Origin of the sequence: Nitrosomonas sp. Nm34, from assembly GCF_900113925.1 — a bacterium.
Classification (GTDB): Bacteria; Pseudomonadota; Gammaproteobacteria; order Burkholderiales; family Nitrosomonadaceae; genus Nitrosomonas.
In genome coordinates this window covers 40,622-63,809 of the sequence record NZ_FORD01000002.1, presented here as the reverse complement: position 1 = coordinate 63,809, position 23,188 = coordinate 40,622, and the positions used below count along the sequence as shown (strand labels likewise).

General features: G+C 43.2%; 26 protein-coding genes. 13 read left to right on the top strand and 13 right to left on the bottom strand.

Annotated elements, in window-relative coordinates:
* Positions 1-4: 4 nt before the first annotated feature.
* From leuD to leuC, 4 genes are all read right to left on the bottom strand, one after another.
* Entirely contained in the window at positions 5-643 is a 639-nt protein-coding gene (gene leuD, locus BM283_RS01365; RefSeq protein WP_090688188.1) for a 3-isopropylmalate dehydratase small subunit, read from the bottom strand.
* 10 nt (positions 644-653) lie between these two features.
* Entirely contained in the window at positions 654-782 is a 129-nt protein-coding gene (locus tag BM283_RS01360) for an entericidin A/B family lipoprotein (RefSeq protein ID WP_139225160.1), read from the bottom strand.
* A 119-nt stretch (positions 783-901) separates the two neighbouring features.
* Entirely contained in the window at positions 902-1,030 is a 129-nt protein-coding gene (locus tag BM283_RS01355) for an entericidin A/B family lipoprotein (RefSeq protein ID WP_046850959.1), read from the bottom strand.
* A 34-nt stretch (positions 1,031-1,064) separates the two neighbouring features.
* The gene (leuC, locus tag BM283_RS01350) at positions 1,065-2,477 is read right to left on the bottom strand and encodes a 3-isopropylmalate dehydratase large subunit (RefSeq protein ID WP_090688184.1); all 1,413 of its coding nucleotides are present in this window, start codon (positions 2,475-2,477) and stop codon (positions 1,065-1,067) included.
* A 178-nt stretch (positions 2,478-2,655) separates the two neighbouring features.
* On the opposite strand from leuC, the gene acs reads away from it, so the two are divergent.
* The 9 genes from acs (at position 2,656) to BM283_RS01310 (ending at position 10,980) form a co-directional block, all read left to right on the top strand.
* Positions 2,656-4,626, top strand: coding sequence for an acetate--CoA ligase (acs, locus tag BM283_RS01345; RefSeq protein WP_090688181.1), 1,971 nt, complete (start codon positions 2,656-2,658; stop codon positions 4,624-4,626).
* 55 nt (positions 4,627-4,681) lie between these two features.
* Positions 4,682-5,647, top strand: coding sequence for an MBL fold metallo-hydrolase (locus BM283_RS01340; RefSeq protein ID WP_090688178.1), 966 nt, complete (start codon positions 4,682-4,684; stop codon positions 5,645-5,647).
* 172 nt (positions 5,648-5,819) lie between these two features.
* Positions 5,820-6,002, top strand: a complete 183-nt coding sequence (locus BM283_RS17850; protein ID WP_139225159.1) for a hypothetical protein — start codon at positions 5,820-5,822, stop codon at positions 6,000-6,002.
* Between the two features lie 170 nt (positions 6,003-6,172).
* Positions 6,173-6,604 carry a hypothetical protein gene (locus BM283_RS01335; RefSeq protein WP_090688175.1) on the top strand — a complete coding sequence of 144 codons (432 nt, stop codon included), beginning with the start codon at positions 6,173-6,175 and terminating at the stop codon, positions 6,602-6,604.
* Positions 6,605-7,051: 447 nt separating this feature from the next.
* Entirely contained in the window at positions 7,052-7,414 is a 363-nt protein-coding gene (locus tag BM283_RS01330) for a septal ring lytic transglycosylase RlpA family protein (protein WP_090688172.1), read from the top strand.
* A gap of 744 nt (positions 7,415-8,158) precedes the next feature.
* Positions 8,159-8,338 carry a transposase gene (locus BM283_RS20415; RefSeq protein WP_090688169.1) on the top strand — a complete coding sequence of 60 codons (180 nt, stop codon included), beginning with the start codon at positions 8,159-8,161 and terminating at the stop codon, positions 8,336-8,338.
* 6 nt (positions 8,339-8,344) lie between these two features.
* The gene (locus BM283_RS01320; protein ID WP_090688166.1) at positions 8,345-8,845 is read left to right on the top strand and encodes an IS5 family transposase; all 501 of its coding nucleotides are present in this window, start codon (positions 8,345-8,347) and stop codon (positions 8,843-8,845) included.
* A 501-nt stretch (positions 8,846-9,346) separates the two neighbouring features.
* Positions 9,347-9,958: an exopolysaccharide biosynthesis protein gene (locus tag BM283_RS01315; RefSeq protein ID WP_090688164.1), complete on the top strand. Its 612-nt coding sequence runs from the start codon at positions 9,347-9,349 to the stop codon at positions 9,956-9,958.
* A gap of 200 nt (positions 9,959-10,158) precedes the next feature.
* Entirely contained in the window at positions 10,159-10,980 is an 822-nt protein-coding gene (locus tag BM283_RS01310) for an MlaA family lipoprotein (protein WP_090688161.1), read from the top strand.
* A gap of 183 nt (positions 10,981-11,163) precedes the next feature.
* Here BM283_RS01310 and htpX read toward each other — a convergent pair whose 3' ends face one another.
* Positions 11,164-12,048, bottom strand: coding sequence for a protease HtpX (gene htpX, locus BM283_RS01305; protein ID WP_090688158.1), 885 nt, complete (start codon positions 12,046-12,048; stop codon positions 11,164-11,166).
* A gap of 213 nt (positions 12,049-12,261) precedes the next feature.
* On the opposite strand from htpX, the gene BM283_RS01300 reads away from it, so the two are divergent.
* A complete protein-coding gene (locus BM283_RS01300) occupies positions 12,262-12,429 on the top strand; it encodes a rubredoxin (RefSeq protein WP_074664680.1) in 168 nt (55 codons plus the stop codon).
* The gene (locus BM283_RS01295; protein WP_090688154.1) at positions 12,426-13,580 is read left to right on the top strand and encodes an NAD(P)/FAD-dependent oxidoreductase; all 1,155 of its coding nucleotides are present in this window, start codon (positions 12,426-12,428) and stop codon (positions 13,578-13,580) included. The genes BM283_RS01300 and BM283_RS01295 overlap by 4 nt, the downstream gene beginning before the upstream one ends.
* Positions 13,581-13,740: 160 nt before the next feature.
* On the opposite strand, the gene BM283_RS01290 is transcribed toward BM283_RS01295, so the two are convergent.
* From BM283_RS01290 to BM283_RS01255, 8 genes are all read right to left on the bottom strand, one after another.
* Positions 13,741-15,843, bottom strand: coding sequence for a M3 family metallopeptidase (locus BM283_RS01290; RefSeq protein WP_175491990.1), 2,103 nt, complete (start codon positions 15,841-15,843; stop codon positions 13,741-13,743).
* 410 nt (positions 15,844-16,253) lie between these two features.
* The gene (locus BM283_RS01285; protein ID WP_090688148.1) at positions 16,254-17,528 is read right to left on the bottom strand and encodes a dihydroorotase; all 1,275 of its coding nucleotides are present in this window, start codon (positions 17,526-17,528) and stop codon (positions 16,254-16,256) included.
* Between the two features lie 60 nt (positions 17,529-17,588).
* On the bottom strand, positions 17,589-18,539 hold the full coding sequence (locus BM283_RS01280) for an aspartate carbamoyltransferase catalytic subunit (RefSeq protein ID WP_090688145.1): 951 nt from the start codon (positions 18,537-18,539) through the stop codon (positions 17,589-17,591).
* A complete protein-coding gene (gene pyrR, locus BM283_RS01275) occupies positions 18,536-19,045 on the bottom strand; it encodes a bifunctional pyr operon transcriptional regulator/uracil phosphoribosyltransferase PyrR (protein WP_090688533.1) in 510 nt (169 codons plus the stop codon). Before pyrR ends, BM283_RS01280 begins: the two co-directional genes overlap by 4 nt.
* Positions 19,032-19,469, bottom strand: a complete 438-nt coding sequence (gene ruvX, locus BM283_RS01270) for a Holliday junction resolvase RuvX (RefSeq protein ID WP_090688530.1) — start codon at positions 19,467-19,469, stop codon at positions 19,032-19,034. The genes pyrR and ruvX overlap by 14 nt, the downstream gene beginning before the upstream one ends.
* 73 nt (positions 19,470-19,542) lie before the next feature.
* Positions 19,543-20,103, bottom strand: coding sequence for a YqgE/AlgH family protein (locus BM283_RS01265; RefSeq protein ID WP_046851877.1), 561 nt, complete (start codon positions 20,101-20,103; stop codon positions 19,543-19,545).
* Between the two features lie 104 nt (positions 20,104-20,207).
* A complete protein-coding gene (coq7, locus tag BM283_RS01260; protein WP_090688141.1) occupies positions 20,208-20,834 on the bottom strand; it encodes a 2-polyprenyl-3-methyl-6-methoxy-1,4-benzoquinone monooxygenase in 627 nt (208 codons plus the stop codon).
* A 47-nt stretch (positions 20,835-20,881) separates the two neighbouring features.
* Positions 20,882-22,174 (bottom strand): (Fe-S)-binding protein, encoded by a 1,293-nt coding sequence (locus BM283_RS01255; RefSeq protein ID WP_254776075.1) that lies wholly within the window; start codon positions 22,172-22,174, stop codon positions 20,882-20,884.
* A 196-nt stretch (positions 22,175-22,370) separates the two neighbouring features.
* Here BM283_RS01255 and rpsP point away from each other — a divergent pair, with 196 nt between their 5' ends.
* Together rpsP and rimM are read left to right on the top strand one after the other, a co-directional pair.
* Positions 22,371-22,637 (top strand): 30S ribosomal protein S16, encoded by a 267-nt coding sequence (rpsP, locus tag BM283_RS01250; protein WP_090688138.1) that lies wholly within the window; start codon positions 22,371-22,373, stop codon positions 22,635-22,637.
* A gap of 34 nt (positions 22,638-22,671) precedes the next feature.
* Positions 22,672-23,175, top strand: coding sequence for a ribosome maturation factor RimM (gene rimM / locus BM283_RS01245; protein ID WP_368086393.1), 504 nt, complete (start codon positions 22,672-22,674; stop codon positions 23,173-23,175).
* Positions 23,176-23,188: the final 13 nt, after the last annotated feature.

Here is a 23,188-nt window from a genome sequence, read left to right as displayed (position 1 = left end):
CATTTCAAGCGAACAACCAAGGCTGCTCCTTTCGTCGCTTTTCCTCAAACTGTTTAATTTTATCAGCATGCTGCAGGGTCAAACCTATCTCATCCAGTCCGTTGATTAAACAATGTTTTCTAAATGGATCGATATCAAAACCATAGGTTTCATTAGTCGGCGTTATGACTGTCTGGGCAGAAAGATTGACAGCTAGACAATAACCACTGATCGCTATTACTTCATTGATAAGCCTATTCACCACATTTGAATCGAGCACAATCGGTAATAATCCTATCTTGAAACAGTTATTATAAAAAATATCAGCGAAACTCGGCGCAATAATTACCTGAAAACCATAATCCTGCAGTGCCCAAGGTGCATGCTCGCGACTTGAGCCACAACCAAAGTTATCATGTGTAATCAATATTTCCGCTCCCTGATAACGAGCTTGATTAAGCACAAAATCAGGGTTTATTTTACGCTGCGACACATCCATTCCTGGTTCACCGTGATCAAGATAACGCCATTCATCAAATAAATACTGGCCAAAGCCAGAACGCTTGATCGACTTCAGGAATTGTTTTGGGATAATAGCATCCGTATCTACGTTTGCCCGATCCAGCGGGACCACCAACCCTCTACAATATTCAAATTTTTTCATATTTATATATTTACTGAGCAGCTTTCTCGATTGCTTCTCCCCCACTCTGGATATCCTTGCCAAGACCCTGCATGGTATGACAGCCAGTCAACTGCAGAGCCATCAACCATAATCCAATCGATACAGATATCACTTTCATTTGTATTTCCATAAACAAAAATAGAGTGACAGGCTATTCATTCATTGCACCAACATCAGCAAAATAATCTGCTACTGCTGCTATGACAATACAGTATTCAAATTTTTTCATATCTTTGCTTATTGAGTAGATCTCTCGATTGCTTCTCCTCCACTCTGAATATCCTTGCCCACCCCCCGTATGGTATGACAGCCAGCCAACTGCAGAGCAATCAACAATAATACAATCGATACGGATATCATTTTCATTTGTATCTTTCCTTAATAAAAATAAAGTCTTAAGTTATTTATTCATCATACGAACATCAACAAAATGACCTGCTACTGCTGCGGCTGCTGCCATGGCAGGGCTGACCAAATGTGTTCTGCCTCCCGGTCCCTGTCGTCCTTCAAAATTACGGTTCGATGTCGAAGCACAACGCTCGCCCGGCATAAGCCTGTCTTCATTCATCGCAAGGCACATGGAACAACCAGGTTCTCGCCACTCAAACCCTGCTTCCCGAAAAATTTTATCGATCCCTTCCTGTTCAGCTTGAGATTTTACCAAACCCGAGCCTGGAACCACGAGAGCTTGCTTGATATTAGGAGCAATGTGCCTGCCTTTCAATACGGAAGCAGCTTCTCGCAGATCTTCTATTCGTGCATTGGTGCATGAACCAATAAAAATCTTGTCAAGGAAAATCTCGCTGATTGAAGTATTAGGTGAAAGCCCCATGTATCTCAGAGCATTTTCCATATCGTGGCGCTTGACTGGGTCAATTATCATAGTAGGGTCCGGTACTATGCCATCAATTGAAGTCACCATCTCCGGAGAGGTACCCCAAGTTACCTGAGGCTTGATCTGTTCTGCCTTAAGTTCTATTACCCGATCAAATACTGCTCCTCCATCGCTTTTTAAGGTACGCCAATAGGTGACCGCTTGCTCCCATACCGCCCCTTTCGGTGCAAAAGGCCGTCCTTTAATGTATTCAATCGTGGTTTCATCCACCGCGATCATTCCTGCACGTGCACCTGCCTCAATTGACATATTGCAAAGCGTCATACGACCTTCCATAGAAAGTGATCGTATAGCACTGCCTGCAAATTCAATCGCATATCCTGTACCACCTGCTGTACCGATCTCACCCACAATCGCCAGTGCAATATCTTTGGCCGTCACCCCATGCCCTAGTTTGCCTTCGACCAATATTTGCATTGACTTGGATTTTTTGGTCAACAAACACTGAGTGGCCAGCACATGTTCTACCTCGGATGTGCCGATACCAAAGGCAAGGCAGCCAAAGGCACCGTGCGTACTGGTATGCGAGTCCCCACAGACTACTGTCATACCAGGTAACGTCGCACCCTGCTCCGGCCCAATGACATGCACGATCCCTTGTCGCTGGTCATTCATTCGGAACTCAGTTATACCTAGCTCCTCGCAATTCTGATCCAAAGTATCGACTTGCAAGCGCGAGGTGGGATCACTGATACCACCGCTCCGATCAGTGGTAGGAACATTATGATCTGCTACCGCCAGAATCGAATTCACTCGCCAGGGTTTGCGTCTAGCCAATTTCAATCCCTCAAATGCCTGAGGACTGGTTACTTCGTGTACCAGGTGGCGATCAATGTAAAGAATGACCATGCTGCCGGGCCCGTCTGATTCGGCGTGCACTATATGGCTGTCCCAAAGTTTGTCGTATAACGTCTTCATCTTACAATATTCCAAAATAATAAGTTCATTATCACATAAAGCAGTATTAAGCAGTAGGTTGTCATTCAAGCATCCATAAATTTAGCTATCTGATGAAGAGAACTTTCTTCCGACCGCATGAATGGTACAATTTTCCTGTTCATCATTCGCTTAAAATAATGAAATAAAGGATTGACCTATGTCTACCATCAAATCCATGCTGCATGAAGCACGTGTCTTCCCTCCTTTACCGGAATTTGTTGAACAGGCTAATCTGGCTAGTATGGAAGCGTATCAAGCGTTGTGTACTGAAGCTGAAAAGGATTACCCCGGTTTCTGGAGTAAGCTGGCGCAAAAACATATTCTGTGGCATAAACCTTTTACAAGTGTCCTAAATGACTCAGACCCTCCGTTTTATAAATGGTTTGAGGATGGTGAACTAAATATTTCATATAATTGTCTCGATCGGCACTTAACCAGCCAACCGGACAAATTAGCCATTATTTTTGAGGCTGATGATGGCAAGGTAAGCCGTTGCACCTACCGTGAGCTCTACCAGCGCGTTTGTCAGTTTGCCAACGGTTTGAAAGCGCTTAATATCAAAAAAGGTGATCGCATTATCATTTACCTGCCAATGCGCATTGAAGCAATTGTCGCTATGCAAGCTTGTGCGCGTATTGGTGTCATTCACTCGGTTGTTTTCGCTGGATTTTCTGCTAAAAGTCTACATGAACGCATCGTTGATGCAGGTGCAGTCGCTGTCATAACTGCAGATGAGCAAACGCGTGGTGGTAAACATTACCCGCTAAAAGCCACTGTCGATGAGGCCCTGAGTATGAACGGAACAGACTCGGTTAAATCAGTGATCGTTTATCAGCATACCGGGATGGATACGCCATGGCAGGCCGGTCGCGATATAGGGTGGCATGAACTTACCCAGAACAAGCAAACTGACTGCGAGCCTGAATGGATCAATGCCGAGCACCCTTTATTTACCCTCTATACCTCTGGCTCCACGGGCAAACCCAAAGGCGTACAGCACTCGTCAGCAGGTTATCTACTGGGTGTAATGGCAAGCATGCAATGGGTCTTTGATTATAAACCGACCGATATTTTTTGGTGCACCGCCGATGTTGGTTGGATTACCGGTCATAGCTATGTAACGTATGGACCATTGGCCATGGGAGCAACTCAAGTTGTCTTCGAGGGTGTACCTACTTATCCCGATGCTGGACGCTTTTGGAAAATTATACAAGATCATAAAGTAACCACCTTCTACACCGCGCCCACTGCTATTCGCTCTTTGATTAAGCTGGGAGCAGATTTACCGGGTCAATATAATTTATCCTCACTGCGCCTGCTCGGTTCTGTGGGTGAACCCATTAATCCCGAAGCGTGGATGTGGTATTACAGTATGGTCGGGCAATCTCGCTGTCCCATCGTCGATACCTGGTGGCAGACTGAGACTGGCTGCCACATGATCGCACCGGCCCCTGGTGCGGTTCCCCTCAAACCTGGATCATGCACATTCCCTTTACCTGGAATCAGTGCTGCGGTAATCGATGAAGCAGGCCATGAGGTTGAACAGGGAAAAGGGGGATTCCTCGTTATCAAACAACCATTTCCTTCGCAGATCCGAACATTATGGCGAGATCCTGAACGTTTCAAAAAAACATACTTTCCTCAAGATATCGGTGAGGGTCATTTTTATCTGGCAGGTGACTCAGCACATCGTGATAACGATGGCTATTTCTGGATCATGGGACGTATCGACGATGTATTGAATGTATCGGGCCATCGTTTGGGAACTATGGAAATTGAGTCAGCGCTTGTGGCTAATCCGCTGGTTGCTGAAGCTGCGGTCGTAGGAAAACCACATGAAATTAAAGGAGAAGTCATAGTTGCATTTATTGTTCTAAAAGAAAAATGCCCTCATGGCGAGCAAGCTTCTGAAATAGCTAACTCACTCAGAGAATGGGTTGTACACGAAATCGGGCCGATCGCCAAGCCCGAAGAAATTCGTTTTGGCGACAATCTGCCCAAAACACGCTCAGGCAAAATCATGCGCCGATTACTCCGCACGCTTGCCAGAGGAGAAGAAATTACTCAAGATACCTCTACACTCGAGAATCCTGCCATTCTTGATCAACTTAAACAACCTATCCAATAAGTTAAATAAGTATTTTATTGTTTAATCCAGCTCTAGACATATTCCTGCAAACAATATGAATTTACCCAATACCATCGACTACGACTTTGGAATTACTGCCATCGATGCCCAATACCATCGACCCGGCCGAGCAGCTATTCACCTGATTGTCGAAAAGGGGGTTGCTGCCTTGATTGACACGGGGACTCAATTTTCTGTACCAGGTGTGATGCAGGTGCTACAAAACAAGCAGCTTGCTCCTGAGAATATCGCTTATGTGTTTCTTACACATATCCATCTTGATCATGCTGGTGGCGCAAGTGAATTCATGCGATTGCTGCCCAATGCCAAACTGGTTGTCCACCCACGTGGTGCAAAATACATGATCAACCCTGCCAAATTAATTGCAGGGGTAATGGCAGTTTACGGGAAAGCGGAATTTAGACGTTTATATGGCGAAATTTTTCCTATCGACGAAAATCGTGTTCTCGAAGCCCCCGATGAAACGTGTATCGAGTTACATGGCCGTCCTCTGTTGCTGCTTGACACACCTGGTCATGCCCGCCATCACTATTGTATTTTTGACAAAAGAAGCCAGTCCTTTTTCACGGGGGATACTTTTGGCGTCTCTTATCGGGAACTTGATGTAGATGGGCTGGAATTCGTTTTTCCAACTACGACTCCAGTACAGTTCGATCCGGATGCCGCCCATGCCTCATTGGAGCGAATCATGAGCTATCAGCCACAATATGCTTTTCTCACACACTACAGTCGTATCGGTCATTTGCCACATCATGCAATGCAAATGCATGATCTGATTGATGCGTTTGTCAATATCGCCCATCAAGCAGCTAACACAACAGCGGAACGGCATGAGTTTATTGTGCAAGCATTGAAAGATTTATTATGCCAACGACTTGCCATGCATGGCTGCACTTGGTCGCCTACTGAGATTTATGAATTATTACGTGTCGATATCGAACTAAATGCCATGGGGCTGGAAACATGGCTAGATCAATCTGAGAAATCAAATAAACTATAAATATTCCAATATAATGATAGGTTTTTAATATGATTCTGTGGAGATCCCACGTTGATCTGTTTATTGTCAGACCTGAAATTTGATAGCCTATACTATCAAGCTTATTTATAGCAAAAAATAGAGCAGGTTTTTCCTGTTGTTAATATTCCAGGTTCTGATTGGGGAGTAATGGATGAGTGAAATAAATGAGTTTATAGCTGACCTAGTAAATCATTTTTCTTTAAGTACCGTTACAGATAGAAGCTGGTTCGAAATTGCTTCAATTCTGGCACCCTCGGTTATTTTTATCCCCTCACCTTATTCGGTTTCAGCTTCATTCTACAAAAAAGGAACTGGAAAATCGTTACCTAGATGACCTGCCTTTTATTTTTTTGCTTTTTTACCTTACGAATTATTCCGCCAATCTGCTGCTATATCCAAAACCCGGGCAAATATCAGTGAGATTCAAGCCAGTCTAAAAGCATTCCTGAATGATTCAGATCTAAAGTATATGGAAATTTAGCCGATAAAAAGGTAGGTGCCAGCATGTTTGTTGGATCAGAAAGAAAAAAAGAAGTATTACTTATTTCATTATTGACTGCTGAACATGAAAAGCAGTCATTACGCTTTCTTAAAGATAAATATAAATACTTTTCTGATGAAATCAAGTCAAGCATCAGCGAAGCAAAAAAAGAGATTGTGAATACGAGAGAGCCAGTTGGTAAAATATCGAGTGACATTCTGAAGCGGGCTGATAGGGATATCAGCCTTCTTATTGAAAATAAAATGCCCTCTTTCAATCAAGCAATTGATCCTTCACTCAAGTCTTTCCAGCAAAGAATCAATTCTTTTGTTGAGAATGAACTTAAAACCTACGAGGAAACCTTGATTACTCTTACTCAAAAGGGCATGAGTGAAGCAGGAAGTGAACTAAAAATTACGCTAACGAAGCGAAACAAGAAATGGCCAATCACATGAAACATGCGAACAATGAATCATTACAGAAACTCGATGCTACTTAAAAAAGCATCGATCAACTGGGAAATATGGTTGAAAATATCAATCAGGACAACTTGGTTACCCACCTCAAACCACTGTTAATTTCCATTGATTTGCTTCAAAAACAAAATAAGGTACACCTCGAATTTAGCGAATGTCTCACAAGTTTAGCGTAGGTTGATTTGCTCGGTAAGGAAGAAGAATGCAAAAAGAAGCTGTATACGAACATGAATGAATTAATCAGTAAATTCCATTGATCTCATCAGGCTATATTCAAATCTTATCCTACTGAATGGATAAAACATCAATGAGTTTTTAAAAGCTCAACTATAACCCGGCTAATACTTAGCACGATTTAGCCAGAAAACTCAATCCACAAGTAGATGGAAAAATATTCTATAAATCATATATTGGAGAACATCAAATATGACTAAACGCCTTACTTCGATGCTTCTTACCAGCCTAATCACTTATCTAATCCTTGGCTCAAACATCACGTTAGCCAAAACAGGTTATGCTGTACATTACAATGATAAATATCAAGGCAAGAAAACAGCTAATGGTGAAATTTTCGATCAAAGTAATCTTACTGCAGCGCACAACGATTTTCCCTATGGCACACTCGTAAAAGTTACTAATCTGGAAAACAATCGCAGTATAGTCGTCAAAATAAATGATCGTTTAGCTCCTCACAACAGCAATGTTATCGATGTCACCACGCGTGCAGCTGCGGAGTTAGGTTTTATAAAAAAAGGACGAGCTCATGTTAACCTTGAAAAAGTCAAATAAAACAAGACAATTTGTGCATCTTGTTTATCGGTCAAAGCGCTGACAAGAGGCTCAACAATATCATTATCCTATCCTGTTCCATACAATTCTGTTTTTTTAATTATCATTGCGAGCCTCTCTATTTCCACTTGGATTGCTCAGTTGGATGACGGTTGTGGAGTTTTACGGTTGTGGAGTTTTACGGGTGTGGCGCAAGGCGCAAAGAGGCGAAATGATTGTTCCATTTCAAGGAGTAGCAACGGAGTCATGTGCTTGTAGAATCGTACAATCCAACCAGAGCGTAAACCCCTGAAAATTGCGAGTCAATTTTACGTAAACTCTAGAATATTCATATATAACAATTAACTGGAGAATCAAGGCTTAAAGCTGCTAAATTAAACATAACTTTAACGTGAGCTCGGCATAAGAAAAGCTGTAAAAGGAACCTGAATTCTTTATGATGAAGTGGTTTTGGAAAAGAGTTTCATCACGAGAGCAGTCAGATTCCCATGGATACTACAACGGTTTTTTGTGCGAGTGACGAATTTTGTAAAGAGTTTGAGCCGCGGTGGAGCAGCCCTTGTCGGAATCAGCGCTAAAACGGCGTCATCGACAAGGGAAGCTGTGTCTAGGTTCTGTTGACATTTCGTAATAATCAGTGAGAATCCTGATCCATTTTGTGTGGGAATGAGTAGCAGAACGGAACTGACTGATGAACAATGGGAAATTTTATACCAACTATTGCTGTTTCAAGGGTGAGTTTATGTGGGAAACATCGGAAGATGCCGTCGTTTTCTGAATGCAGTACTATGGATTTTACGTAGTCGCGCCCAATGGCGTTTATTACCGCAGTCATTAGACAAATGGAACTCTGTTTTTAAACGTTTTTCGCGTTGGTGCAAATATGAAGTCTGGAAGTTTCTGCACGCAGGTTGCAGTCAATAGCCGGACATGCAACAAATTCTGATTGATAGTACGATCACTCGCGCGCATGCTTGTGCTGCTGGCGCAGCAGGTAGTTCGGCAAAGACAGAAGCTCTGGGACGCTCGAAAGGCAGTTTTACCACTAAAATTCACGCTATTACAGATGCGCCAGGCAACCCGCTGGATTTTATCCTGACTGGTGGTCAAGCCAGCGATATCGGGCAGGCCGAGAATTTGTTGGCCCTGACAACGGAAGGTGTAGCTGCCCTGGTGGGTGATAAAGGTTATGATAGTGATGCTTTTATTCAAACGCTCACTGAAAAAGCCATTGAGCCTGTCATTGCGCCGCGCAGTAATCGAATTAACCCAAGAGATTGTGATTGGTTCACCTATAAAGAGCGTGACTTAATTGAGTGTTTCTTCAACAAAATTAAACATTACAGAAGAATATCCTCACGTTATGAAAAATTGGCCAGAAATTACATGGGCTTTATACGATTTGTCTCAGCATTGATTTGGCTCCGCTAAAATGTCAACAGGACCTAAGCGAAGTCATGACCATCATGGTGGGGTTTCCTCTATCCGGTTATCGGACGTTTAAGCACTATTACCTGAATGACGTGTTGAGGTATGTGGTAGCGTAATCCTTATGTCGAACTCATGTTAACTTTACCCGCTTCTCACTATCGTATTATTTAGGGTGCCTCTAAAAGTTCAGAGTTCTAAACAAGACAAGGCGAGAACAAAAATGTTGATATAACCTATCACTGATAGGCAAGCGAACATTGTTTGTGAACAACAAAGTATTGTGACGAGACGGGGGTAAGCAGGCAATTCGCGAAGCGGATGCTCGCAAATATGAATGTTTAGAGGTCCCTTATATTGTCTACGCCCCCACCTTCGCCTCATTTCAGGCCTGGAAATGGCATTACTGTTCTTTGACCTATTATTCGCTTATACAATAAAATTCCTTCTGGAATAGCCCTTATCTATATAAAATTATCCCAGCTTCATCATAAGGAAATATTAATGGAGAACAAAGAACGCACTACTTCTGAATTGCTCCAATTAATAGTAATACAAAATAGAAGCGAGAAGATGAGTGTCGGTGACATCAAAAATTCTCTTCGTGAGAGAGGGTTTGGTATCTTACTTGCTCTTGCTGTTTTACCCATTTGCCTTCCTGTTCCTGTTCCCCCTGGCTATACCACTTTCTTTTCTATACCACTTTTTATTTTCTCAGTACAAATGATGTGGGGAGTAAAATCTCCTTGGTTGCCTGGATGGATCAATAAAAAAGAAATTAGCAAAAGAAGTCTGGAAAGATTAATTGAAAAAGTCACCCCATGGTTACGTAAAATTGAAAGCTATCTGCACGCAAGAATTACTTATATCAGCGTACACGCCTGGGAACGAATTATTGGTATTTTTGCCTTTATATTTACTATTCCTATTGCCTTACCTATTCCTTTAATCAACGTTCTCCCTAGCTGGGGAATTCTCATCATGTCGCTAGGCTTACTTAATAAAGATGGATTAACTATCATTGTAGGTATGACAGTTGGCACGATCGGTATAGGAATAGCACTTATCATTCTTGCGCTTATATGGATGGGCGTGTCAGTACCCTCTTTTTATTAGTTATAGGCCAAAGCAAGCAAAGTATTGCAAAAGCCAGACTTAGGAGAGCCGTTTGTTAGTTCCTCCAATTCCTAATTCCGTATATGATCCAATTGCCAATACAATAATCGGCTAGCCACGGCTGGGAAAAAGATAGGAAGTTGTAGCAAGCGCATAAATATGGCAAGATGCCCGTTCGCATATAATAATGGCAAATAAAAATGACCTTATATCGCTATAAATTGCTGGTTTTAATATTTTTAGGGAATATATTAATTGGTTGTGCTTCGGTCGAGAATAATAAACGAGACCCGCTAGAGTCGATGAACCGGGCAGTATTTGCATTTAATGAAAAGTTTGATGATTATGTAATGGAGCCTGTAGCAAAGGGCTATCGGGCAATTACTCCAGATCCTCTTGAGATGGTCATCGGCAATGTTTTATCTAATTTCAGTGATGTGGTAATTACTGCCAATGCGTTATTGCAATTGAAATTCGATGTCGCAGCAGCTAGCGCAACTCGAGTTGTTATTAATACAACATTTGGTATGTTTGGCATCATCGATATCGCAAGCGACATCAGCGCAGTCAGTGATATTAATCTCAGCAAGCGTAATGAGGATTTTGGTCAGACGCTCGGTCGTTACGGTGTTGGGCCCGGGCCTTATCTTGTCATACCCTTCTTAGGTCCCAGCACAATACGCGATGCGGTAGGAATTGCAGTGGATAGTTCGGTTTTCCATCCTATTTGGTCGGTATATCCTGATTTTGATTTTCTCACTGTTCGCTTACCCGCTTCGGTGGGATGGTCTGTTGATACGCGTGCCCAGATGCTAGATACGGATAAAACGCTTGAAGAAGCTGCACTGGATAAATATGAATTTGTACGTGATGCCTATCTGCAACGACGGAGAAATCTGGTTTACGATGGTAACCCTCCTGAAGAAGAAGGACTTGAAATTAACAGAAATAATGAAAGCATAGATGATGAAATTGAAGATGAGGATGTGATTACGGATGGGGATAAGGAAAAGAAAAAATAACGTAGTGATCAAATAGCCCGCAACTGAGAAAGACGAAGTGGTGTTAATAACGGAAAGTTATTTATGTTAAAGTGCCGTTAATCCTAAGCCCCTCCCTTTTAGAGTAACTTTTCTTCTATATTACTATTAGAGTGAAAAACGGGAGGATCCAATAATGGTTATCCTCTCCGTTCACTTACAACCTCAGCTTGTCGCTTCACGTAATGCTGCAATCCGTTCGTCCAGTGGAGGATGTGACATAAATAAATGGCCAAATCGACTTCCTTGACCTGAGATACCAAGTGCTTCCATTCTGTCTGGTAAATGGGAAGGTTCATACTGTTGTTTCAGACGTTCCAGTGCAGCGATCATTTTATTGCGTCCCACTAACCTTGCGCTGCCTGCATCTGCCCGAAATTCACGCTGCCTGCTAAACCACATCACAATAATACTCGCAAGGATACCTAACAAAATTTCTGCAATGATGCTTGTGATCATATAAGCAGGTCCGTGTTCCTCTTCAGTTCTGAAGACAACGCGATCTACTGCATGACCGATAATTCGGGCGAAAAAAATTACAAACGTGTTGACTACCCCCTGTATTAGCGTAAGCGTCACCATATCGCCATTGGCTACGTGGCTTACCTCATGTGCAAGGACAGCTTCGACTTCGTCTTGTTGCATTTTTTGCAGTAGCCCTGTGCTGACTGCTACCAGGGCATTATTTCGATTCATGCCAGTAGCAAAAGCATTGACATCGGGTGAATCATAGATAGCGACTTCTGGCATGCCGATATCAGAGGCTTTTGCTTGTCGACGTACAGTTTCAACTAACCAATGCTCTGTAGCATTGGAAGGTATATCTATGACAACAGCACCTGTCATATTTTTTGCACTCCATTTAGACATGGCAAGCGAAATAAGCGAGCCTCCAAAGCCTATAACGGCAGCAAACGTAAGTAATGAACTATAATTTAATCCACCACCTTGAGCTTCTAATATGCGATCAACGCCCAATATCCTTAGCGTAATACTTAGCACTAATAAAATGGCTAGGTTGGTTGCAATGAATAAAAGAATACGTTTCATAAATAACGACCTGTCAGGGTTTGTTAATAAATATTTGAATAGCCTACAAGGCAATGGTTCAATGCCTGCCTGTGTAGATTAAATTGAAATTATATTTTATAAGCATGAAAAAGAAATGGAAAGAAAGCAGCAAAATCAAAAACAGGCTCCAGTTAAGGTTGAGGTACAATTAAAAGAATATCTGGTCATCCAATAAGAGGAACTTGAAAAATAATGAGGAAATTTCAGTGCAAAGTGTGTGGTTTTATTTATGACGAGTCGATAGGCGATCCAGATCATGGTATTCCAGCGGGAACCTGCTGGGAAGATATTCCTGAAAGCTGGGCTTGCCCCGAATGTGGCGTGGTTAAGGCTGATTTTGAAATGGTAGAAATGATATGAGTCCTCAACCAGTTGTGATCGTTGGCAGTGGTCTGGCAGGTTATGCTGTAGCTAGAGAGCTACGCAAACTGAATACGGAAATTCCGATAATTATGTTATCCGCTGATCATGGGGGATTTTATTCCAAACCGATGTTATCCAATGCATTGGCGACAGGCAAAACACCAGCATCGATCTTGACTTCGGATGCGGCACTCATGTCCAGTCAGTTAAAAATAACGATACGGCCGTTTACTCGCGTCAAAACCATTGATCAATCCGGTAGTAGCGTGCTCCTTGAGAATGGAGAAAGTTTATCTTATAGTCACCTGGTGCTGGCTGTAGGAGCGGATCCAATCCGCTTACCTTTGTCAGGGGATGCAGTGGAAGAAGTGCTATCCGTAAATGATCTCGATGATTATCGTCGTTTCCGTGAAGCGCTGAAAGATAAAAAAGAAATCGCTATTTTGGGTGCTGGGTTGATTGGCTGTGAATTTGCTAATGATCTAGCGATCGCAGGTTATCAGGTGCATGTTATTGATATTAGCGCACATCCTTTGGGTAGACTACTTCCCGAGGAAGCAGGTAAATATCTACAGGATAAACTGGCAGCAGCAGGGATTAGATTTCATTTAAAATCCAAGGTACAGTATATTGAACGAATGGGAAGCCGCTATCGTTTGATCTTCGAGGAAGGGCAGATAATCGAAGCAGATCTTGTTTTATCAGCAGTAGGTCTGCGCCCACGGACTCAACTCGCTCAAACAGCAGGCATTTATGTCAATCATGGTGTAGTAACCAATCGATATTTACAAACAGAGAATACCAATATTTTTGCATTGGGTGATTGTGCTGAGGTAGAAGGTAAGGTATTACCATTCGTAATGCCTATCAGCCATGCAGCTCGTGCCCTGGCAGCAACAGTGACCGGTACGCCCACCCCTGCTCACTATCCGCCAATGCCCGTATTCGTTAAAACGCCGGCCTGTCCTATCGTGGTTTCTCCACCCGATCCAATTGTAATAGGTGAATGGCAGATTGATGCCAATGAGGACGGTGTTAAAGCCCTATTTCAGGACATGGCGGGCAGTCTTCATGGCTTTGCTTTATTAGGTGCGGCTTCAAAGGAAAAAAACGCAATTACTCCTCAGCTACCGCCTATACTAGCGTGAGTCCAAAAATTATCATCGCTTTGTAAGGGAGATAGCTGCTTCCAGCGCTGAGGCGATTGTTCTATGTTCAGCAAATTCCTTGCTATCGTCAAAGGCTACAGTGTGACCTTTGTGCTGGTGGGGAGTAGCAGATAGTTGATCCTTTCTGTTACCCCTTCAATCAGGCCGCCATACCGTTATGCCGTAACAATGCCTCTATGCTGGGCTCCCGACCCCGAAAAGCAATAAAGGATTCCAGCGCTGGACGACTCCCCCCTACTGCCAAAACTTCATTCCTGAAACGCTCGCCAGTCTTGGCGTTAACTACCTGGCCCGTACCATTCTCTTCAAACAAACTGTAAGCATCGGCCGACAAAACTTCTGCCCACTTATAACTATAGTAGCCCGCTGCATAGCCGCCCGCAAAAATATGTGAAAAACTGTTCGGGAAACGATTAAACGCAGGAGGAATCACCACGGCAACCAGATTACGGATGTCATCAAGTAATTGCAACACGGTTTTATCCCCTTGGGAGTCAAAATCGTAATGCAGATGCATATCAAACAAGGCAAATTCAATTTGCCGCAGTGTCTGCATACCACTCTGGAAGTTCTTGGCCGCCAGCATCTTGTCGAATAGCGCTCTTGGCAGAGGCTCGCCACTGTCGATATGAGCTGTCATATGGGTTAGCACCTCCCATTCCCAGCAGAAATTTTCCATAAATTGACTCGGTAGCTCAACCGCGTCCCATTCCACGCCATTAATTCCAGAGACACTGAGATCCTCAACCTGGGTCAATAAATGATGCAGACCATGGCCAAACTCATGGAATAACACGATGACCTCATCATGCGTAAATAAAGCAGGACGGACTTGCCCATTGACTGTCACTGGAGGGGAGAAATTGCAGGTCAGATAAGCCACAGGGATCTGGATGGCTGATCTTCCGGCTCCTGGCAATTTCATACGCCGCCGAGTAATGGCATCATCCATCCACGCACCGCCTCGCTTACTCGCGCGCGCATAAAGATCAATATAAAATTGGCCAATCAGCTCTCCCTTGGCATCATGGATATTGAAAAATTTAACATCGGGATGCCACAATTGAACATGGGAGGAAGGCGGTACCTGAGTAATGCTGATACCGTAAAGCGCCTCCACTAATTTAAACATACCGGGTAATACCTTATTTTCAGGAAAATATTGTTTGACTTCCTGATCAGAAAAGGCATAGCGCTCCATACGTAATTTTTCACTGGCATAAGCCAGATCCCATGATTCGAGTTTTTCCAGCCCCAGTTTATCTGCAGCAAATTGCTTCAACTCAGCCAGATCACGTTCAGCATAGGGTCGAGCTTTAGCTGCCAGTTCAATTAGGAAATCCAGTACTTGCCTGGGCGATTCAGCCATTTTAGAGACCAGAGAAACTTCTGCGTAGCACTCAAACCCCAGCATTTTGGCTTTTTCCTGCCGAAGTTGAAGAATCTTATTGATCAGCGGCATATTGTCCCAATTGGATGCTCCATGCGCAAGACTGTCAATCTCACTCGCTCGGGTCGCATAGGCACGGTACATCTTTTCACGCAGCACCCGGTTATCCGCATATTGCATAACAGCTAAATAGGAAGGAGCGTGCAAAGTGAATTTCCAGCCAGGTTTGGCAATACTCGAATCTTTCTCCGCAGCCTCTCTGGCAGCATGCAGCACATCATCAGGAAGACCAGAGAGCTCACTTTCATTTTCTATGAATAGAAAAAAGTCATTGGTCGCATCGAGCAAGTTATCACTAAATTTTGCAGAAAGTGCTGATAATTCTTCCTGAATTTGCATAAAGCGTACTTTCTTCTCCCGAGGCAACTCAGCCCCACCGAGTCGAAAATCACGTAATTCATTCTCAACGATCTTTTTACGGGCGTGGCTGAGACTATCAAACTCCTCACTGCTCCGTAACTGCTTAAATTTCTCAAACAATGCCTGATCTTGCGATAACTCAGCATAATATTGAGTAATACGCGGCAAATTAGCATTATATACTTCACGTAATTCTGTACTATTCATCACAGCGTTCAAGTGCGAAACTTGCCCCCATGCACGTGACAACCGTTCATTTGCATCAACCACGGGTTGCACAAAATCTTGCCAAGTAGGTAAAGTAGTCGTAGCACGCGCTTTGGCGACGACTTCTCGGCAATCATGCAGCAATTCTTCCACTGCAGGGGTAATATGCGCCACTTTAATGTCTGCAAAACGAGGTAATCCAGAAAAATCAAGTAAAGAATTCATGATAATAGTTGTCTAAAATTATTATTTTTGGATGTACATAAAAATATGTTTCATGACATCTTCTGTTTGGTTAAAAAACACTAAGAGATAAGGTAGAAAGCATTGTAGTTACTCCCGATTATCCTACCTCCTAAGAAGACCCGAATAAGCGAGCGAGGCGAATAGATACAAGACACTATCAAGCACAGAAACGAGTAAACGAGCCTGTGTATTTCGCTAAACCGAACATAGTATAAGTTTTAGCAAAACATCGTTTCTGCACAACCCCAATTTAAATAGATAGGCAAAAAAGCGGGGACTGTGCAACGAAACATGTGCCACAATAATCGCCTATTAAGGCTCTCCATAAGAGACTGCCAGATGCTGCACTTGGTGTTTCATTTGCTGATTTTCACCCTATTCTCTGAAAATTAACTTTCATACACAATATTGCCATCGGTTAGCGTAAACTTTACCCGTCCAGGCAATTCTCTACCCAAGAATGGAGTGTTCTTACCCTGACTTTTAATCGTGGCAGCTGATACATGCCAATATTCTTCCGGATCGAAAATACATATATCTGCTGGTGCATCAAGCGTCAAATGTCCCGCATCAATACCCAATATTCTGGCAGGTGCCAATGTAACCGTATTTAATGCTTCAATCAGCGGGATATTCATACTTGTTGCCCACTTGAATGTCAGCGACAGTAACAATTCCAGACCCATTGCGCCAACTTCAGCTTGCCCAAATGGTAATAACTTGGCATCTTCATCCACCGGTGCATGATCCGAGCAAATAGCATCAATAGTACCATCAATTAGCCCTCTAGAGAGCGCGTGTCGATCATGCAAGCTTCGCAAGGGGGGAACAAGATGGCAATTAGTGTTAAAGAAGTCAATATCCATTTCCGAAAGATGAACATGATTGATTGAGACATCACAAGTAACAGGCAATCCTTGCTGCTTGGCAGTCCGCACCAGGGACACCCCTTCTGCACTGGAAATTCGGCAGAGATGGACTTTCACAGCAGCTTCACGTGCCAGATAAATGATATTCGACAAAGCAATCGTTTCTGCACAAACCGGAATGGGAGGCAAACCGAGGCGTGTAGCGATTTCACCATCATGTGCCACACCATTGTTTGCCAGACTGGCTTCCTGCGGACGCAGCCAGACACTAAAACCGAAAGTCGATGCATATTGCATGGCCTGCATCAACACATGCAGATTGACCAGAGGAGCATCGGCATGACTGAAGGCAATACAACCTGCATCTCGCAATTCAGCCATCTCCGTTAAACGCTCACCTTTAAGTTTTTGAGTAAGCGCTCCCACTGGATAAACATGAACCTGATCCAGACTTTTAGTTCGATGTTTCAGCATTTCAACCAGCCCCGGTTCATCTAGTGGTGGATCAGTATCGGGTGGACATGCCAGGCTGGTAACTCCTCCAGCTGCAGCCGCTTCCAATTCTGATTCCAAAGTAGCTTTGTACTCAAGCCCAGGCTTACGTAGACGCGCCGACAAGTCGACTAAACCCGGACACACAATCAATCCAGTCGCATCAATCACTCGACAAGCTTGAAAACCTGCAGGAATGCTGTTTATTGAAGCAATTTTGCCTGCAGCAATGCAAAGATCGCCGATCGTATCAACACCATTCTTCGGATCAACCAAGCGTCCATTCTTGATATGGATTTTCATGTTAATAACAAAAGGTTATACGCAAACAGCCCAAACTCGAGATTTAATCTCAAGAACTCATCAATTTCCAGCAAGAATCGACATCACTGCCATTCGTACCGCAATGCCGAATGTCACTTGAGGCAGAATCACCGACTGTTTCCCATCAGCTACTGCCGAATCAATCTCGACTCCACGATTCATTGGTCCAGGATGCATGACTATTGCATCCTGTTTAGCCAGTGATAATTTCTCCTGAGTAAGCCCATAATATTTAAAATATTCTTCAGTGCTGGGCAAGCTTGCTCCTAACATACGCTCATTTTGCAGGCGTAACATAATGATTACATCGATCTCTTTCAAGCCCTGAGTTATATCATGGTAAATATGCACACCCAGGCGCTCAACCTTGCTAGGTAACAAAGTCTTGGGTGCAATGACGCGCACCTCAGGGACACCTAATGTAGTTAGCGCATGAATTTGTGAGCGTGCCACCCTCGAGTGCAAGATATCTCCAACAATCGCTACCCGAAGGTTATGAAAATCTTTTTTGTAACGGCGAATAGTAAACATATCCAGCAATGCTTGCGTAGGGTGGGCATGACGTCCATCACCGGCATTGATGACATGTATCTCCGATTGGACATGACTTGCTATCATATGCGCCGCACCACTTTGTGAATGGCGCACGACAAACATGTCCGCATGCATGGCAGAAAGATTATTAACGGTATCCAGTAACGTCTCCCCTTTAGATTGCGCAGAAACCGCGATATTAAGATTGATTACATCTGCTGACAGACGTTTGGCAGCAATCTCAAAAGTCGTCCGAGTACGCGTACTGGATTCAAAAAAAAGATTGAATACGGATTTCCCACGCAACAGGGGAATTTTCTTGACTTCCCGCTCAGTGACACCCGCAAAAGATTCTGCTGTGTCCAAAATATGCAGCAAAATAGACACAGGCAATCCTTCGGTAGAAAGCAGATGCTGTAATTCACCGTGCTTGTTTAACTGAGGATTTCTGTTCATTTCTCTGGGAAACGGATATCGCGTAAGCTGAGGCTCAGTTTCCCATCAGTATCCTGCTTTAATTCAAGCATTTTGTCTGCTGGCAAGGATAATACCGCTCCAGCATATTGAGCGGCAATAGGAAGTTCTCTGCCTCCTCGGTCAATAAGTGTCGCCAAGTGTATGCTTGCGGGTCGCCCATAATCAAAAATTTCATTCACAGCAGCCCGGATTGTCCTTCCCGTATAAAGCACATCATCGACCAAAATAATGTGACTGCCTTCAATTTCGAAAGGTAAATCCGATGGTTTAACTTGGGGATGCAAACCGATCTTGCTGTAATCATCACGATAGAAAGGTATGTCGAGAACACCGAGTGGTAAACTGAACCCTAATGCCTGATGCAACCGTTTTGCTACCCATGCCCCCCCTGTATGAATACCGATCATGGCAATACGCTCATCGACAACAGGACGTAGCTGCTCCGTCAAATCAGCCAGTAATTGCTCTGCATCAGGTAGTTGCATAGTTACCATCAAAAAATGATTGTAGAATATGCTGCGCTGCAATCTGATCCAGCATGGGTCTTTGTTTTTTTCCTTTAATACCCAACTCACCTAATGCAGATTTGGCAGTAATCGTTGTATAGCGCTCATCGACCAAGACCGATTTAATTCTGTAACGTCCTTCCAAACGACGTGCAAACCGTCGACTTAGTTGAGTAAGTTCATGCTCTGTTCCATCAGCATGTACTGGCAATCCAACTACCAGTAACACGGGTTGCCATGTTTCAATCAACTTGGCAATAGCCTCAAAACGTTGCCTGGTCATTTCTCCATGAATGGTCATAAGTGGATGTGCTAACCGCATCTCCTTTTCTCCGACAGCGACTCCAATGCGTTTCTTTCCAAAATCAAAAGCCAGTACGGTACCCTTTGATAATCTTCCCATCTCTGATACATTTTCAACCCCACCATGTACTGAGCTATTAATCGTTAAAGTCGCTTGAATGCAGTTATCCGAGTTAGGCATGCCCTACTTCATTTGATAAATTAGAAAAATTAATCCCCAGCGACTGCGCTGCTGCCGGCAATCTTTCTTCAAAAGACATCTCAAAAATTATATTAGAAGAAGCGGGAACAGTCAGCCAGGCATTTTGCGCCAACTCTTGTTCAATCTGCCCAGGCGCCCATCCGGAATAACCTAACGAAACCAGCATTTGTTCAGGACCTTCGCAATTTGCTATCGCTTCTAAAATATCAACAGAAGAGGTCAATCCAACGGTCTGGTTGACAGCTAACGTAGATTTCCACTTTCCTATAGGCTGGTGTAACACAAATCCGCTGTCGATCTGGACGGGCCCACCAAACAATACAAATCGCTCTGTTGGGAACGAGTCTGTAAAAGGAATGCCAAGTTGCTCAAATAGTTTCTCCACAGTAAGCTCTGTCGGACGATTAATTACGAGCCCAAGTGCGCCGTTTTCATTGTGTTCACAAATATAAGTAAGGGTTTTTGCAAAAAATGGATCGTTCAAATTAGGCATAGCAATCAGAAAATGATCTGTCAGGTTGATATTCTTCATAATAAAGACCTCTTTACTACCTATGCAAATTCGCAATTCACACGAGATGATCAATCTGAAACATAAAATGGCTGTTAACTCCTGCTCCTTCCCAATTCTGCTCTTCAAACCCAGTATGCTGTTTGTGTCATTACCTTCGAGCTCATTTTCATGAGTAGTTTTACTGGCAATGGCAATTCCTTGCCACCGTGAGATAATGCCATCGTTGCATGATTGGCTTCATCAATTTTCATTTGTGCAACAATAGCGCGACTTTTCAAATCCTGTCGAGGTAATCGCTGCAAATGCTCTGCAAGATGGGTTTCCACCTGATGCTCTGTTTCAGCTAGAAAACCGAGATTCCATTTATCACCAAGCAGTCCCGCAGCTAAACCAATAGTAAAAGAGCCGCCATACCATATTGGATTGAGCAAACTTTTACGACCGCCTAATTCAGCAATACGACGTTCTGTCCATGCCAAATGTTCAGTTTCCTCGCGTGCAGCCTGCGTCAATGCGTTTTGTACTTTTTGATTTCTTGCAGTCAACGCTTGCCCTTGATAAAGGGCCTGAGCACATATTTCCCCTACATGGTTAACGCGCATCAAGGCACATGATTCATTTTTCTCGTCGTCAGTTAATTCGTTTTCTGACAGATTTTTTCCCGGCACAGTACGTAATGTTTGAGCTGGCACTGTGAGTGTACGCAATGCATTATCAAAACCAATAATGAATTTGTCTATATTCAGCATGGCATCAACTCCAATTATCTTATAAGCAGAACAAATGATTTATTTTATTATTGTATACCTATTTGCCGGGCTAGCAACGTAACCGGGTGCAATACTTCTACTTTTTCCTCTTGATTGCCTAATCCACTCGCAAGATGTAACAAACAACCGATATTTGAGGTCACCAGATAGCTGGTTTCTACTGATTGAGCTAATGCCCTCATTTTATCGTTCAATAATACTTCTGCGATTTCTGGCTGATCAATAAAATAGGTACCCGCCGCGCCACAACAGAAGTTATTGCCATCAAGCTCCAGGATTTCAATATCAGGAATACGCGCTAGCAGCTGATAAGGGTAAATAGAGGCACGTAACCCATTCCGCATACTGCATGGATCATGCACTACGACTTTTTTTGGCAAAGCTCTGAGTTTTACTTCGCTCCAATCCTGCTCAGCTAGAAATTGATTGATATCCATTATCGGAGCTGAAAAATTTTTCTCCTGATGCTGAGAGCATGATTCTACCAGATGCGAACCACACCCAGATGCTGTACTGATAATTGCGTGTATGTTTAACCCAGCAAATGCTTTTCTGTTCTGCTCAATTAAATACGCTGCCTTGGTGAGGCGACCGCTGTGCTGGTACAACGCTCCACAGCAAGTTTGCGCACGCGGAACATATACTGTGTAGCCTAGGTGGTTAAGCACAAAAATTGCTGAAATATTCGTTTCGACATCAACTAATCGTGCTACACAACCTAGAAACAAAGCCACTTCACCACGCTTCCTTCCCATTGCTGGATAAACTTCCTGCCACTTATGGAACGGAAAGCGAACCAAGGGCAATTTTGCTAATAGCAGACCGAGTTTTGTCCCTTTTACCTTGCTTGATTGCTGCAACCTCTCCTGCAAGCCCATTGTCTGAAAAAAATGGATCAGTGGACGTAATAGATCAAAACGCTTTGTCTTATCAATAAATATTTTTTCTAGCCAGCTTTTGAACCCGTTCTTTTTTCTTATTACCCTTTCTTCTGGCAAATCCGATAGGGAAGCTGTCAGCATGTCGCGCGCCTCATCGATCAACTGTCCATAAGCGACCTGACTGGGACAAGCCGCCTCACAAGCACGACAAGTCAAACATCGGTCTATGTGCTCAGCAAAACGCGCATTCATCGGAATACGCTGACTCGCCACTCCACTTATCATCGCAATACGTCCTCGCGGAGAATCCGCTTCCGACAACGTTAAGCGGTAGGTTGGGCAATGTGGCAAACAAAGTCCACAAGAAACACACCGATTTGCTTCCGCCAGTAAGCTGGAGCGAGGAGATTTAATTAGAGAATCATTCTTAGTATGCACGCTTAATTCCTCTAAATAATTGTGTTATGACTTTTTCCTGCAAAGAAAAAATGAAAATAAACAACAATACATCTGTTAAAAAATCATGTTAATCCAATAAGTTCTTCATTTTTTATTTTTATAGCTTGCTAAGTTACAGAAAATTACCATAAAATTGCTTGTTTTTAAGTACGATTTGTTAATATACGATCAATATATGGTTATTATTCGACTGGCGCGCGGCGGCGCCAAAAAAAGGCCTTTTTTCAATATGATAGTTACGGATTCTCGTTGCAGACGCGATGGCAGATTCATTGAACGTGTTGGTTTTTATAATCCCCGAGCAACCGGAAGCGAGGAAATGTTACGGATCCAAATGGATCGACTCACGCATTGGCAATCTCAAGGAGCTCAATTATCCAGCACAGTTACCAGACTGGTAAAACAATTTGGCGCCCAACAAAAAGTCACACAAGAAAGCTAATCTCCATCAATGTTCAACTGAATCCATGGTAACCATGGGCCATATCACAGGCCCTTTTGGTATTCTAGGCTGGGTTAAGATCGTTCACTATACTGAAAATATCGAGAATTTGCTTGCCTATCCGGTATGGTGGTTAAGCAAAGGTGACGATACTTGGTCAGCCATGAATGTGGCATCATACAATATCCATGATGACAAATTAATCGTTGCATTTGAAGGATGCCTTGATCGAACACAAGCAGCACAATTAAAAGGCATGCAGATAGCAGTACCTCGTGACCAATTACCCCATCTCGCTGAAGATGGGAAAGAAGGTTACTACTGGTCAGATCTGGTTGGAACACGTGTGTTTAATTTACAGAATGAAGCATTTGGGAACGTAATTGGCTTATTAAGAACGGGAGCCAACGATGTACTACAGGTTCAATCTGCGAGCGGAGATCAAAAAGAAAGATTGATCCCTTTCATTGATCAGGTTATTGTCGATGTAAATTTAAAAGATCGCAGAATAACCATTGATTGGGGATTGGATTACTGACAGAGGGCAAAAT

Coding starts and splice junctions, on each gene's coding strand:
- leuD (WP_090688188.1), bottom strand. CDS start 643: ATGAAAAAATTTGAATATTGTAGAGGGTTGGTGGTCCCGCTGGATCGG.
- BM283_RS01360 (WP_139225160.1), bottom strand. CDS start 782: ATGAAAGTGATATCTGTATCGATTGGATTATGGTTGATGGCTCTGCAG.
- BM283_RS01355 (WP_046850959.1), bottom strand. CDS start 1,030: ATGAAAATGATATCCGTATCGATTGTATTATTGTTGATTGCTCTGCAG.
- leuC (WP_090688184.1), bottom strand. CDS start 2,477: ATGAAGACGTTATACGACAAACTTTGGGACAGCCATATAGTGCACGCC.
- acs (WP_090688181.1), top strand. CDS start 2,656: ATGTCTACCATCAAATCCATGCTGCATGAAGCACGTGTCTTCCCTCCT.
- BM283_RS01340 (WP_090688178.1), top strand. CDS start 4,682: ATGAATTTACCCAATACCATCGACTACGACTTTGGAATTACTGCCATC.
- BM283_RS17850 (WP_139225159.1), top strand. CDS start 5,820: ATGAGTGAAATAAATGAGTTTATAGCTGACCTAGTAAATCATTTTTCT.
- BM283_RS01335 (WP_090688175.1), top strand. CDS start 6,173: ATGTTTGTTGGATCAGAAAGAAAAAAAGAAGTATTACTTATTTCATTA.
- BM283_RS01330 (WP_090688172.1), top strand. CDS start 7,052: ATGACTAAACGCCTTACTTCGATGCTTCTTACCAGCCTAATCACTTAT.
- BM283_RS01320 (WP_090688166.1), top strand. CDS start 8,345: ATGCAACAAATTCTGATTGATAGTACGATCACTCGCGCGCATGCTTGT.
- BM283_RS01315 (WP_090688164.1), top strand. CDS start 9,347: ATGGAGAACAAAGAACGCACTACTTCTGAATTGCTCCAATTAATAGTA.
- BM283_RS01310 (WP_090688161.1), top strand. CDS start 10,159: ATGACCTTATATCGCTATAAATTGCTGGTTTTAATATTTTTAGGGAAT.
- htpX (WP_090688158.1), bottom strand. CDS start 12,048: ATGAAACGTATTCTTTTATTCATTGCAACCAACCTAGCCATTTTATTA.
- BM283_RS01300 (WP_074664680.1), top strand. CDS start 12,262: ATGAGGAAATTTCAGTGCAAAGTGTGTGGTTTTATTTATGACGAGTCG.
- BM283_RS01295 (WP_090688154.1), top strand. CDS start 12,426: ATGAGTCCTCAACCAGTTGTGATCGTTGGCAGTGGTCTGGCAGGTTAT.
- BM283_RS01290 (WP_175491990.1), bottom strand. CDS start 15,843: ATGAATTCTTTACTTGATTTTTCTGGATTACCTCGTTTTGCAGACATT.
- BM283_RS01285 (WP_090688148.1), bottom strand. CDS start 17,528: ATGAAAATCCATATCAAGAATGGACGCTTGGTTGATCCGAAGAATGGT.
- BM283_RS01280 (WP_090688145.1), bottom strand. CDS start 18,539: ATGAACAGAAATCCTCAGTTAAACAAGCACGGTGAATTACAGCATCTG.
- pyrR (WP_090688533.1), bottom strand. CDS start 19,045: ATGCAACTACCTGATGCAGAGCAATTACTGGCTGATTTGACGGAGCAG.
- ruvX (WP_090688530.1), bottom strand. CDS start 19,469: ATGGGAAGATTATCAAAGGGTACCGTACTGGCTTTTGATTTTGGAAAG.
- BM283_RS01265 (WP_046851877.1), bottom strand. CDS start 20,103: ATGAAGAATATCAACCTGACAGATCATTTTCTGATTGCTATGCCTAAT.
- coq7 (WP_090688141.1), bottom strand. CDS start 20,834: ATGCTGAATATAGACAAATTCATTATTGGTTTTGATAATGCATTGCGT.
- rpsP (WP_090688138.1), top strand. CDS start 22,371: ATGGTTATTATTCGACTGGCGCGCGGCGGCGCCAAAAAAAGGCCTTTT.
- rimM (WP_368086393.1), top strand. CDS start 22,672: ATGGGCCATATCACAGGCCCTTTTGGTATTCTAGGCTGGGTTAAGATC.